The sequence below is a fragment of the Bacillus sp. JJ1566 genome, from assembly GCF_036962685.1.
Lineage (GTDB): Bacteria > Bacillota > Bacilli > Bacillales > Bacillaceae_L > Ferdinandcohnia.
Map to the genome: position 1 here is coordinate 24,965 of NZ_JBALOP010000008.1, position 13,520 is coordinate 38,484.

General features: G+C 38.2%; 12 protein-coding genes. 8 read left to right on the forward strand and 4 right to left on the reverse strand.

The features are described 5' to 3' along the window. Positions 1-56: 56 nt before the first annotated feature. Complete coding sequence (locus V7112_RS05330; RefSeq protein ID WP_335416457.1) at positions 57-548, reverse strand: hypothetical protein; 492 nt, start codon at positions 546-548, stop codon at positions 57-59. 219 nt (positions 549-767) lie between these two features. Between V7112_RS05330 and V7112_RS05335 the strand changes: the two genes are divergently transcribed. Together V7112_RS05335 and V7112_RS05340 are read left to right on the forward strand one after the other, a co-directional pair. After that, on the forward strand, positions 768-1,487 hold the full coding sequence (locus tag V7112_RS05335; protein WP_335416458.1) for a VCBS repeat-containing protein: 720 nt from the start codon (positions 768-770) through the stop codon (positions 1,485-1,487). A gap of 182 nt (positions 1,488-1,669) precedes the next feature. Then, entirely contained in the window at positions 1,670-1,954 is a 285-nt protein-coding gene (locus V7112_RS05340) for a transporter (RefSeq protein ID WP_335416460.1), read from the forward strand. A gap of 584 nt (positions 1,955-2,538) precedes the next feature. Here V7112_RS05340 and V7112_RS05345 read toward each other — a convergent pair. Continuing rightward, the gene (locus V7112_RS05345) at positions 2,539-2,820 is read right to left on the reverse strand and encodes a hypothetical protein (protein WP_335416462.1); all 282 of its coding nucleotides are present in this window, start codon (positions 2,818-2,820) and stop codon (positions 2,539-2,541) included. 470 nt (positions 2,821-3,290) lie between these two features. Here V7112_RS05345 and V7112_RS05350 point away from each other — a divergent pair, with 470 nt between their 5' ends. The 3 genes from V7112_RS05350 to V7112_RS05360 all read left to right on the forward strand — a co-directional run bounded on the left by V7112_RS05350 (position 3,291) and on the right by V7112_RS05360 (position 7,698). Next, a complete protein-coding gene (locus V7112_RS05350; RefSeq protein WP_438823861.1) occupies positions 3,291-6,497 on the forward strand; it encodes an immunoglobulin-like domain-containing protein in 3,207 nt (1,068 codons plus the stop codon). Beyond that, positions 6,494-6,742, forward strand: a complete 249-nt coding sequence (locus V7112_RS05355; RefSeq protein ID WP_335416467.1) for a hypothetical protein — start codon at positions 6,494-6,496, stop codon at positions 6,740-6,742. The genes V7112_RS05350 and V7112_RS05355 overlap by 4 nt, the downstream gene beginning before the upstream one ends. Before the next feature lie 332 nt (positions 6,743-7,074). Next, a complete protein-coding gene (locus tag V7112_RS05360; protein ID WP_335416469.1) occupies positions 7,075-7,698 on the forward strand; it encodes an EcsC family protein in 624 nt (207 codons plus the stop codon). Between the two features lie 172 nt (positions 7,699-7,870). Here the strand turns inward: V7112_RS05360 and V7112_RS05365 are convergent, their stop codons facing one another. Next, positions 7,871-9,466: a PTS sugar transporter gene (locus tag V7112_RS05365; RefSeq protein WP_335416471.1), complete on the reverse strand. Its 1,596-nt coding sequence runs from the start codon at positions 9,464-9,466 to the stop codon at positions 7,871-7,873. A 331-nt stretch (positions 9,467-9,797) separates the two neighbouring features. Here V7112_RS05365 and V7112_RS05370 point away from each other — a divergent pair, with 331 nt between their 5' ends. The 3 genes from V7112_RS05370 to V7112_RS05380 all read left to right on the forward strand — a co-directional run bounded on the left by V7112_RS05370 (position 9,798) and on the right by V7112_RS05380 (position 12,872). Then, complete coding sequence (locus tag V7112_RS05370) at positions 9,798-10,697, forward strand: AEC family transporter (protein ID WP_335416474.1); 900 nt, start codon at positions 9,798-9,800, stop codon at positions 10,695-10,697. Positions 10,698-11,356: 659 nt separating this feature from the next. Then, positions 11,357-11,881 carry a sigma-70 family RNA polymerase sigma factor gene (locus V7112_RS05375; RefSeq protein ID WP_335416476.1) on the forward strand — a complete coding sequence of 175 codons (525 nt, stop codon included), beginning with the start codon at positions 11,357-11,359 and terminating at the stop codon, positions 11,879-11,881. Then, positions 11,874-12,872: an LCP family protein gene (locus V7112_RS05380; RefSeq protein ID WP_335416478.1), complete on the forward strand. Its 999-nt coding sequence runs from the start codon at positions 11,874-11,876 to the stop codon at positions 12,870-12,872. Before V7112_RS05375 ends, V7112_RS05380 begins: the two co-directional genes overlap by 8 nt. Positions 12,873-12,949: 77 nt before the next feature. Here the strand turns inward: V7112_RS05380 and V7112_RS05385 are convergent, their stop codons facing one another. Continuing rightward, positions 12,950-13,489 carry a GNAT family N-acetyltransferase gene (locus V7112_RS05385; protein ID WP_335416480.1) on the reverse strand — a complete coding sequence of 180 codons (540 nt, stop codon included), beginning with the start codon at positions 13,487-13,489 and terminating at the stop codon, positions 12,950-12,952. Between the last annotated feature and the right edge of the window lie 31 nt (positions 13,490-13,520).

A 13,520-nucleotide genomic window follows, 5' to 3' on the forward strand; every position in this document is an offset into this window, starting at 1 on the left:
AAAACGAAATATACACAATAAGGGGCTGCTATACCCCTTAAATTTTCTAAATGCGGTTAACACAAAACAATGATTTTATAGGGAGTAGTTTGGGCCGGAATGCTAAATGTGGCGGGACCATATACAACAAGTAGATTTCGGTTTGTAGGACTAAGGGTGAAGGATTGATTGTTTTGTAATAAGATCGGTGTATAACTAGAGATATTCAATTGTAACTGACCATCACTACTTACCAGCATGCTGTTAAAATAGTCAACCTTAACATTTTGATAAGGGTTATCTTTTACGATAATGAGGGCTTGATATTGGGGCGGGTAAATAAGAATAACAGGTACATTGACATCATAAAAGCCAGTTATACGGTCTCCAACTGAAACCATAACATGGTCTAGAAAATAGGTGGTTGGACTGATAACGAAATTTACGATCGAACCATCTTCTCTTAATACGGACATTAATTTAAAACACCCTTTTAATTCCTCATCTGAACCTACTAGATAATCTTGAATCATGGTAACCGTACCAGAAAAAGAATTGTATTTCTTCATTTTTTCTCCTCCTTTATGTTGAATAATAAACGTAATTCACTCTTTAGGAAACTTCGAGAGCGGGGTACGTATAATATTCTAATGTTAATTCAGTTGGCTTTATAAATTTTATGAAGCTGGTGATTAGATATTACTTAATGAAGGCTAGTTATAAGGAGCAATAATTCTTTAAGACAGTTAGAAAATGATAATGCAAATCCTCATAAAAAGGAGTTTATTATGTATAACCATTATTCTAGGAAAACTATGAATCAGCCAAAGATTGTTTCGTTTGCTCGTGGTGATGTAACGGGGGATAGAGTGCTTGATAATGTTTACTTAACCGGAATAAAGACTCCAGCTAGTCCATTTATTCAAAATATAACTCTGCTCGTTCAAGATGGAAGAACTGGAACTGCTAAAAGTGTTACACTTCGAGAAAATGCTGGCTACAATCCTACTGTATTCTTGGGGGATTTTACTGGGAATGGAGTAGATGATATTTTAATAAGTATTGCTACAGGCGGTAGTGGTGGAATCATGTACTATTATATTTATTCCTTTGTGGAAAATACGGCACATTTACTGTTTGATTTCAATGTATATAATGAGCAATATCAATATGAGGTTACTTATCAAGACTACTACAAAGTGGAAGTTGTCAGTAAAATCAATAATAAAAAGTACATGATAGATATTTCAACAAAAGGTGTTGAGTATTTAACTGAAATATATGATGAAAATGGTAAACTGAAAAGTCCTATTACAGGTTTTGTAAATCCTCTAAGTGGCTTATATCCTGTTGACTTTAATTCGGATAAAAAGTATGAGCTATTGGCTTATCAAAAAATTGCTGGAAGATATAATGCAGATTCTTTAGGGTATATTTTGAACACTTTAGGATGGTCGGATAATCGATTTGTTTTGCAAAATCAGAATGTAGCTATTTGGGGATATTAGGGCAACTTATCCAATAAGGTTTTAGAAACATGAGAATTCTATTAATTTATTAATAATTATTATCTAAGTAAAAATAAAAAGCTGATTTATATACATTCTATCCATAGTTATTTGTCCTTTTGAACCTTTTGGGTGTTTATTCATATAATGTTGAAGAACTATCCGAAAAGGAGTGAAATCATATGTCATTTTTTTCACCGCAGGGTTTAATGAGACAACAACCACAATCTCCTCCACCACCATACATTCCACCAAAACCGTTTCCTTCACATTATATAATAGACTGTTTAAATAATTACACTTATGTTTGGTTAGTAAATGGGGAGGGATTTTGGTTTTACCCGACGTACCTCCAATACGGTGAAGTTGCAGGATATAGATGGAACGGTACATTCTGGACGTTCTATGGTTTTGATGAACGATTTATTGAAACGGTTGCCTGTTATCCAATCCCTACTTTGTACTAAACCACGATAAATAACAAATAAATAATAAATTCCTCATTTAGATACATCACGGAGAACCTTACCATAAATAGGTGAGTTTTTTTCAAATTGAGGCTACTAGAAAAAAGAAGAGCGGTTATTTTTTTATATGGTTCACCTTTAAATTTAAATTTTTTACTTTATAACTGTAGAAAGTCTTCCAATTTTCTTGTCTAGCAAACTGAGGATAATTATGATTGTGTCTTAATGGCAGTTTTAATAATCCACTTTATTCATCTTACAGAAAGGTTATGGATGACTAGAGCTATTGTTGTACCAACTAATGAAGATACAAAGGTCAAAAAGAAGAAGGTAATTATCCATTACTGATGGATTTTATCTTCTTCTTATTTTTATGTGTATAAAGTTGATGGAAATTAAAAATACATAAAAAAAGTAAATATTGCTATGACCGTGAACCTCTTACCATAAGTAAATGAGTTTTTAAAATTAAAACCATCAGCTTTGGTCTATTTTGGTTACAAAAGTAAATCAGTTTTTAATTATCAAATGTGGAGGGTGTTAAATCAGATTCAAGATAAATAGATGTACGTGTTTGATCACCGTTATTCTTCAGCTTTAGTTGCACCACAGCTAGGGCAGTGACGGGACTCCTTATTATTCAAGGTATTGCAATAATGACAAATCCAATCCTTTTTTATTTCCTTCTGTAGGGAGAATCCATCTAATACATAATCGATCGTCTTACTTAAAATATTTTTATTTGCCTTAGGATTTAAGACAACGACATCCTTTCTGTAATCTATATAGGCATTTTTTAATATTTTATATTCCTTTTTATTATGTTTTGTTTTTTCTATTATTTCTTCGATAAGTGTTTCTATCAAATATTATTAAAAAAGTCCAAATACCTACCATCATAAGTATAGAAATAGCACTATAGAAAAAGTCTGCCACATCTAATCCCCCTTTTCTCCCCCATATTCCTTATACAACAAATTATATTTCAATTTGTTAACGCTTCCAACGTTAAATCATCACATCGCCAATCTATCTATTTATTCATGTCATACCCTTTACGGAAACTGGTGAGTTAGGGGAGGGGCTGTTGCAGATATTTCTAAATCTATAAAAAGTTGGGACAAGGGACCTGTCCCCCTGTCCCACCAAGGCATCTGTCCCAGTTTTTGGATGGTTGAGAAAAGAGGAGAACCGGCCCAAGTGGTGGTACAATAAGGCTAGATATAATTTGGATGAGGGGTGTCCTTATTCCATAGAGGGAGATGTAATGATGAGGGTTGGTCGTACTATTTTTAATCTAGCAATCATATTAACTTTAATTCTACAAGTATTTCCGATGTTTGCAGCGGGAGCTACAGCTTCTGCTTCGTCGGTATTATCACGAGAGGAAGCAAAGCAATTTGAAGGGAAACTTTCTGCGTCTTCTAGTGGTTCTTATCTAGTACAGGAAGATGGAAGGGTCGTTGGGACTTTTCTTTCTGCTTGGCGGGAGATTCCAAATTGGCGGGACATTACAGCCATTTCGGCTAGTTCACAATATGTGGTTGGGCTAAAAAGCGATGGAACAGTCATTGCGAATGGAGATAATGTGTATGGTGAAAAGGAAGTCGATAAATGGGCTGATATCGTACAGGTAGCAACCGGTGAGTGGCATACGGTGGGTTTGAAGGCGGATGGTACGGTAGTAGCAGTTGGTTTGAATGATAAAAACCAAACAAATGTACAAGATTGGAAGGATATCGTCGCGATTGCAGCAGGATACAATCATACAGTCGGTCTAAAAGCGGATGGAACTGCTGTGATGACTGACTACTATAAAGGAACACATGGCCAAGTCGGTAACTGGACAAATATTGAAGCCATTGCTGCAGGTTCTCGTCACACGGTAGGTTTGAAAAAAGATGGGACTGTAGTTGCTACAGGTGAGAACCATCACGGGCAATTAAATGTTAGTGATTGGACTGATATCGTGGCTATCGCAGCTGGGGAGGTTTCTACAGTCGGGCTTAAAGCAGACGGTACGGTTATTGCTACAGGGGAGAATTATTTTGGAAATCTGAATGTGGATGATTGGACCGGTATTGTAGCTATTGCAACAACTTCTACACATACCGTTGGATTAAAAAAGGACGGAACGTTAGTGGCCACAGGTGATAATTGGCTAGATCGAGTGAATGTAAAGGGATGGCAAGACATTACTGCTTTGGACTCTACTGGGGGACAATTTACATTAGGAGTAAAAGCAGATGGAACGGTTCTTGGTACAGGCTATGACTGGAATGGTCAGCTGAATATCCAAGATTGGCAAGATATTTCGGCAGTTGCTGGAGGTTCCGATTTTTCGATTGGCTTAAAAAAAGATGGGTCCGTTGTGGCGGCTGGAGCCATTCAATTTAATACAGGGGAAACAAATGTCAGCTCATGGAGAGACATAACTGCTATCGCAACAGGTTCTAACCATACGGTTGGCTTGAAGTCTGATGGTACTGTGGTTGCTGTCGGGGATAATTATTACGGGCAATTAAATGTAACGGAATGGGTAGACATTGTAAGTATTTCAGCCGGCTTTTCGACTACGCTAGGGCTGAAAGCGGATGGTACAATCGTAACCGCAGGGTACACTGGACACGGACAATTACAAGTAGATGACTGGAAAGATCTTGTTGCTGTTTCTGGTGGGGTTATATTTTCTGCTGGACTTAAGGCAGATGGTACTGTTCTAGTAGCAGGAGATTTACAACATAAAGACCAAGTAGAAGCCTGGCAAGATATCGTTGCGATTGATGCTGGGGGCGGGAGTTTACTTGGACAAAAATCAGATGGTACGATATTGGCGGTTGGAGAATTTTTTACAGGTAATTTAACTGAAGAAATGGGCTGGACCGATATTGTTTCCTTTTCAGCAGGGGCTAGTTCTCTTCTTGGACTAAAGAAAGATGGTACACCTGTTGCGATTGGTCCAAATGACGCTGGAGAAATTAATATCTCACCATTAAGGTATTATCTAACCGATCTTGTGCAATCGGTTCAGGTAAATAAACATAAAGTTTCATCAGGTGAAAAGGTACTTGTTACCGTTACTTTTTCTAAAAGTATTCAAAATGGTGTGGAAATCGCCTTGCGAGGCGTTCAAAGCTCGGACCCAATGCCAATGACGGGAGTAGAAAATAGCAATGGACTCAAATATCAATATGAATTTGATGCAGAGGATGTAGATGGAGCAATCCATTTTCGTCTCACTCAAATAAGAGATGAGGAAGGCTATTTATACGATGATCGGTTTGCTAACAATCTAATGCAAATTGATAACACAGCACCAACGTTTTACGGTGGAGAAACGCTGACAATCCCTGTGCTTAGTCAATTTGACCCTATGGTGGGAATATCAGCATACGATACAGTGGATAAATTTATTACATCTACTATTGAAGTTAACGGAGAGGTAGATAAACAAAAGTTAGGAACAACCAGCCTAACGTATACGGTATCAGACCAAGCTGGAAATACGGTGTCAAAAGAGCGGGAAGTCATCGTAGTCGATGAAGAGGCTCCTATTTTTAATGGTGTTTCAGATGTAACGATTGGATATGGAACTGAATGGGATAGCATGCAGGGTGTTTCAGCCATTGATAATTTGGATGGAGATGTGACAGCTAGCATTACAGTCACAGGAGAAGTGAACACACAAAAAGTGGGGGAACAGGTAGTTACCTATTCTGTGCAAGACCATTCAGGAAATGTCACAGTTGCAGAAAGAGTAATCACTGTCATTGATGATGTTCCTCCAGTCTTTTCAGGTATCGAGAATGTAGAAATAAGTGTAAATGGTTCGTTTGATCCGCTTGCTGGAGTAACGGCCCATGATAATGTGGACGGCGAGATTACCATGATTGAAGTGCTCGGCAAGGTCAATCTATCAACCCCTGGAACTTACACTCTCACCTACACAATTGTAGACATCGCTGGAAATATGACGTCAGTTGAAAGAATCATCACAGTTGTTGATGATGAGGCACCGGTACTAACAGGTGTGACCGACATTATTCTTCCATTACGTTCTTCATTTAATGTAATGGAAGGGATCTCTGCGACAGATAACCTAGATGGTGATCTAACAATTGATATCGTAGTATCCGGGAATGTTGATACAAATGTAGATGGCAAGTATATCATTACGTACACTGTAAAAGATTCTTCCGGAAACACGACAACCAAGTCAAGAACTGTTACCGTAGTGAAATCTGGTTGGATAGAGGAAACAGGAACTTGGTATTATTATGTGGGACTTACCGGGAAAAAGAAAACAGGCTGGCTAGAAAGCGGAAGTAAGTGGTATTTCTTCGACGCTACCGGAGCAATGAAAACGGGTTGGGTTTATAGTAATTGGAAGTGGTACTACATGGACGCAAGTGGCGCGATGAGAACCGGCTGGGTCCTAGACAGTGGCAAATGGTACTTTATGGACGCAGGCGGCGTAATGAAAACTGGCTNNGGGTTTATAGTAATTGGAAGTGGTACTACATGGACGCAAGTGGCGCGATGAGAACCGGCTGGGTCCTAGACAGTGGCAAATGGTACTTTATGGACGCAGGCGGCGTAATGAAAACTGGCTGGGTAAGTAGCGGCGGCAAATGGTACTACATGAATGCAGGCGGTGTGATGCAAACTGGCTGGGTACTGGACAGCGGCAAATGGTATTACATGAACGCAAGCGGTGCGATGCAAACCGGCTGGATCCTAGACAATGGCAAATGGTACTACCTAAACGCCAATGGCGTATGGGTCTAATGCTGGGACAGAGGGACAGGTCCCTTGTCCCAAGTCACGCATACTACTTTAACCCTTCAAATTTTTTTGGTAGGAACAAACATATTATTATAGAATAGCAAAAATTTTTGGATACAGAGACGTCCCGAAGTTTTTCTATGGAAATCAAACAGCACCAGTCCATAATAGGATTGGTGCTGTGTTATTAATTGCTAAAACAAGTTTAACCTCTTTTTATCAATCTAATGATTAATATGTTAATAGTATTGGAATACATACTCTTATGGTAGAATAATAGTGCAAATTACCTATTATTCAAAAGGTGTATCGATTTTATTTTAGGGGAGATTATCTTGTCAACAAACTCTTTAACAGAAAGTAAAATGACGCAAGTACTAGATTGGGCATATGAAAAGGCAGTTAATGGTCTACCAGGAACCGAGTCCGCAGCGGAGTTGGCAGATAGTTATTTAAGGAAGAATTCATCCGTCGAGAAGGCGATTGATAGTTTAATCCGTTGGCAAAATGCTAAAGGAGCAACAAGTGGTTTTCTAACGGGATTAGGCGGACTTATTACATTGCCAGTAGCTATCCCAGCAAATGTTGCTTCAGTTATGTATGTGCAAATTAGGATGATTGCTACGATAGCTCATATGAGGGGCTATGATTTAAAAGATGACCAAGTTAAAACGTTTGTATTTGTATGCTTAACTGGACAAGCTGCCACTGATATTCTAAAACAGGCAGGATTAAAATTTGGCACGGCTCTTGCTAAAGAAGCCATAAAAAAAATACCTGTTGAAGTAATTAAAGCAATAAATAAAGCAGTTGGATTTAGACTTGTAACGAAATTTGGACAAAAGGGAATTGTCAATTTAGGAAAAGCAGTCCCCCTTGTCGGTGGAATTATAGGTGGAACTGTTGACGGTATAGGAACTAATACCATCGGAAAAACAGCTAAGAAGGTTTTTGTTTAGGGACAGAGGGACAGGTCCCTTGTCCCAAAGAAAATCGTAGTAGAAAACGAACTTAATATAATAGAATACCAAAAGCCCGATTAGTAGAATCTGTACTAATCGGGCTATTTTAAAATTGTTGATTTCAAACAAATCTTTGATTGACGCAAATGTGCCAAGATGTATTTTATTGTTAAGCCGACAACAATTCAGCTTTATATTTACTATTTTTCTTAGCAACAAGATTAACAAAAAGCGTAATGATGAACGCACAGAGTAAGCTTCCTAGCATCGCGATGATAAATCCGAATGTGTTGTTGGATAGTAAAGGTGCCATGACGGAAGGAACATATGCTGTTCCGCGTACATCGAAAAGACCGACAAGCAAGCCTCCCAAACCAGATGAGATGATTGCTCCTGCAAAAATAAACTTGTTAGAGAACATGAATGGATAGGCCGCTTCAACAAATGTTCCGAATCCCACGTTTATCAAAAATCCTGGTGCGGCTACTGCAGCTTCACCTTTGTCTCGAGGGGCTACAATATTGGCTAAAGTGATACCAGCTGACACCATTACGAGTCCGACCATGTCTACGGCGCCTAAGAAGCTATTTCCTGTCTTTTCCATCTCCAATAAGACGATTGGGAGAATGGCTGCATGATAGATGCCACCTATGATGGCTGGCCAAATGAGTATACCTGCAACTAGGCCAGCAAAAATCGGATTCATGGCTACGAGTGCATCTAGTAAGGAGCGAATTCCTTCCCCAATTTGAAGGGCGATTGGAGCAACAAGAAAATAAACGATGAGTCCTGAAATTAACCCGGCAATTCCCCCAGCTGCAATATTAACCGTTGTGGCTGGAAATTTCCACTCGACACATTTTCTAAAAATATATTGAACTAATAGACCTGCACCAATCCCGCCGATAATTCCCCCAATGATTCCGCCGTTTACCGATAAAACCCCTGCGACAATGCCGGCAACGATGGACACATCATCTAGATCGGACACCTGCTTTGCAGCAATAACAGCTAGAATAACAGGGAGTGCTTTGATCATGACATCAAAGACATCACCCATCATGGATAACGCCGGAATTTTGCTTAATGCCAATACTAATGCCATCGCGATAAAGCCAGGCAAGGAGGACAGCATCATGCCACGAATATTGATTCGCTTCCATGGTGGCCCAGCTGGGTTTTGGGTACTTTCAGAGCTGACTGCTTTTCCAATAATGGGACGATAGGGGATGTTCCAGTGCTTACATAATGAAGTCATGAAGGTCACCGCGCGTGTCCGATTAGTGGTTCCAGTCGTCCCGGAAGTAGAAATAACATGAACCCCTTTTGAACTAATCGTTGCCATGGAGGTGCCGCCTGTTCCGGTCGCAGGCAGCTTTCCTTTTGCTGCGGCTTCAACAACATGCTTGTTCGCACCATTGGGGTCCGCACTCATAAAGATTAATCCATCTATTTCGCCGTTTTCAATTTTAGCAGCAATCTCCTGATCCATTTTTCCAGCTTCGACATTGACCTCCTTTAATGTTCCTTGAGCCATAATCGCAGGTTTATTCTGCGCCGGATCCCAGCCATATACGATGGCCTCGGTTGATTCTTTCACAGAATCCATCGATCCTTTTGCTGCAATGAACTGAAGAGATACACATGTCACACCAGCGGCTTCTATTTGTAAAAGAAGTTCATCTAGAAGCTTTTCAGGCTCCTTGCCTCCAAGAGAATATAGATTCCCCCCACTGCTTCCGATAATAGCAACTTTCTTTTTCATAATGACTCCTCCAACTATCTAAGTTTATGTAACTATTATACTTTAGTATATTAGTTAATTAAAGTATTAATTGAATAAAAAGTAAGAGACCTGTCCGCGGAGGGACAGAGGGACAGGTCCCTCGTCCCGATCTTCAAGAAGCTATATGCATAACTAATACATTCATATTTGTAAACCAAAGAGGAGGTACCTTCTTATATTTTTTAGTGTGGTTGTTCATTTCCACTACTTGAGGATAGATTGACGTACACACCGAATTTTTCATGGACATCTGAACTTGGCCCATTATAATAGAATGAGATAATAGTAGAAACACGAAAGGAAATTTCAAATGGAGTTACTATTAATCGTCTTACCAGCCTTTCTTATTTTCACAGCCGGATTTATTGGTCAGAGGCTCCTCAAAATGGATATAAAACCTATCTCAACGTTTTCTTTGTATTTATTATTACCTTTTTTAGCATTTGATACCTTTTATACCAATCAATTAAATACGGATTATTTGTACATGTTTGTTTTTACGATCCTCCTTGCAGTTCTAATGATTGGCATTACATATTTGGTTGGAAAGGTGATAAAGGCAGACCGTCCGCATATGTCTGCTTTACAGCTCGGAAGCGTTTTTCCGAATAGCGGGAATTACGGAGCGCCAGTTGCCTTATTTGCATTTGGTAGTATCGGTTTTGATTACGCGGTCATTATTCTGGTTATCCATTCCTTCATCATTAATTCAGTGGGTATTTTTATTGCCTCTCTAGGTAGTACAACTCCAACTGGTCCAAAAGAGGCATTTCGACGATTAATACGGATGCCTGTGTTATACGGGGCGGTATTGGGGATACTTTTCCAACTATTTAATCTCTCATTGCCATCTACGATCATTGATGGAATAAGCATGGTAGGAGTGGCGTCGATACCAGTCGTCATGTTAATACTAGGGATGCAGTTGGCTGAAATAAAACCGCAAAAATTTAGTTTGAAATATATTAGCACCATTACCATTTTACGCATGGGTGTCTCCCCGTTACTTGCTGTAGCATTAATTCAATTCATGCCAGTAAGCGAGACTATCCAACATGTATTTATTCTCTTAGCCGCAATGCCTGTCGCAGCCAACACGACCATACTGGCTGTCCAATTCAACTGCAAACCAGACCTAATCTCATTCACAACCCTGGTCACAACCTTAATTAGCTTGATTACCATTCCTTTTGTGCTTTATTTGCTTTGAGGAAACATGGAAACATGGAAACATGGGGACTCACGACGATTCCTGTGTTTCCAATTTTTTTAGGCAAAGTACTTTTAAATTTAAGTAACAATTATTTTTCAATCCTTATTTTCTCCAATTTTTCAAATGCCTCGATTTCGTCTTTTTCGGTAAAAGAGCCGATTAAGAGTTGCGTTTCTTTAGGTTTACCAGCATGAGAGGCCACAGTCATTTTAAGTATTCGTTGTGCATCACACTGGATTTTTGGCTCCTAATAGAACCTCTTTCTCTCCAATAAATTTGAAGTATTCACCTTACAATTATTGATTTCTATTTCGTAAACATGATCTCAGGGATTCAACATACTTAAACCCGATTCAAAGACATCAAACGATTTTCGATCCAATATAAAAAAGAAGTATTCAAACCAATGCTTAAAGTGTTAAATTTCTGTATTTACATATAAGATAAGAATACTAGTTTATGGGATAATGATAGCGAAGATTTGTAAAGTAGGGCATCTGTAAGATGCTTTTTTTTTATAATTAAAAAACCAATTAAAGGATAAAAACCAATAGAAATGATATTTGTAAAATAAATTTTTAAAATATTGAACCTAAAATGATTTGATAATCGTCTAATAGCAGAATTTGAAGTAGGTTGAATGGGAGGGTAGTAGATTGGACAGAGAAGAAAAAGATTACATATTAGAAAAAATGATGATTGACTATGGTAATGAGTTGGTACGATTGGCATATTCTTATGTGAAGGACACAGAGATTGCCAAGGATATCGTTCAAAATACGTTTATAAAATGCTACAAAAACCTTGATTCGTTTCGTTATGAAGCAAAAATAAAAACATGGCTCTATCGCATCACAATTAACGAATGCAAGGATTATTTAAGAAGTTGGAATTACAAAATGGTACAAGTAAGAAGTTTTATAAATGAAACAACCAGGTCAATATTACCGTCAACAGAAAAATCAGTTATTGATAAATATGATAATGAAGAAATGAAAGAAAATATCTTTTCTCTTCCGAAAGTGTATCGGGAAGTGATTTATCTTTATTACTATGAATCATTAAAAACAGAGGAAATTGCTAACGTTCTAGATATTAAAGTTAATACAGTGAAAACACGATTAAGTAGAGCAAGACAAAGATTAAAAACGATGATAAAGGAGGCTGAATTTTATGGATGATAAACGGATAAAAGATAAATTTAATAATATGTCTTTTCAAGAATTAACATTTACGAAGGAAGACCGTCGAAAAGTGTTTGAACAAATTAATAAAATGGAGAAAAGTAATAATACACAAAAGAAATCTTTAGTTTCTATTCCAAAACAATTCTCCGTTTTTACAGCTTCTTTATTAGTGGTCGGCTTGTGTATCGTTTTGTTTATTCCTTCGATACTTCAAGGAAACTATAATAATGAAAACAACGGAAGAAATGCAAGTGGAGTAGTACCTCAAGAAGACGGGTATTTTACCACTCTATTTATGGTGAAAGATGAGAATAATAGAATACCTATTAACCTTTTATTTACGTATAGTAAAGATAAAAAGATGTTGAAGGTTTTATCCATTCCTCGAGATACTTATGCGCCGATATTAGATAAGAATGATCAAACTACTCCATATGATAAATTGTCACATGCTTATGCTAACAGTTCTGGAGGAGCTGAAGATGTAAGAACAACAGTTTCTAACCTATTTGATTTAAAGATTGATTATTATGCTGTTATGGATTTAGAAACCTTTTCTACGATGGTTGATTCAGTGAATGGAATAGAGTACAACTTGCAAGAAGATATTCGAGTAAGAGCTATATCTCAAGTGGCATTTGATTTCAAAAAGGGGACGCATCGTTTCAATGGGGAAGAGGTTGTGGCATTAATGATGGCTGCTACAGTGAGAGAATTGGGAGAAGATAGCCTATTAAATCTCATTAAGGCAGTTATAAATCAGACAATAAACGTATTACCAGAAACACAATTAAAACAATTTATGACTAATATGGAAGGCAGTTTTCCAATTGAACAATTGGTAGAGAATAAAAAGGAGCTTCCCACGATACAATCGGTATCATTAGTAGATGGAATGATAGACACAATGGTAGATGAGTCTTACTATATTAAATTTGAAGAAGAATTTTTAAATTCTGTTATAGACGAGTTAACCACATTTTAGTGACAGAGGGACAGGTCCCTCGTCCCGGGCAAAAAAACAGGTGGGACACGGGACCTGTCCCTGTGTCCCACCTGCTGCTATCTTAATTCTTTCTGGAAAACGATAAACTTGCAGGGGATAGCAAGCATCTCCGCAAGCCTTGGGAATGAAGCATCTATGGTTTCTGTATGAATCGGTTGATAGCCGATACGAGAATACCAGTTTTTCAAGATTACTTTGTCTGGATGAGTACCTTCCTGAGGTACTAATAATTCAAGTTGCATCTTACGAAGTTGTTCGTTTTGGCATTTCTGTTCAGCGAAGCGGATTAACTCACGTCCAATGCCAGTTCCTTGGTACTTATCATCCACCGCTAGCATACCGAATTCTCCCGTTTCTTGGTTAATCCGTCGAACACGGACACATCCAATAATTTGCCCCATTGTTTGAGCTACGGCAATCTCACCGCTGTTCGTTAACTCTGCAATTTCCGCTGCTGTCGTACGTGATGCACCAGGTATCCAAAGACTTCCTTCAGATGCCTCATATACACGGTTAACGATGTTCGCAATGTGCTCCATCTCCACTAGATTGGTACTCTCATTACAAGGCAACATATGTATCTCGATTGACTGCATAATAAATGATACCTCCTCATCACTGTTGAAC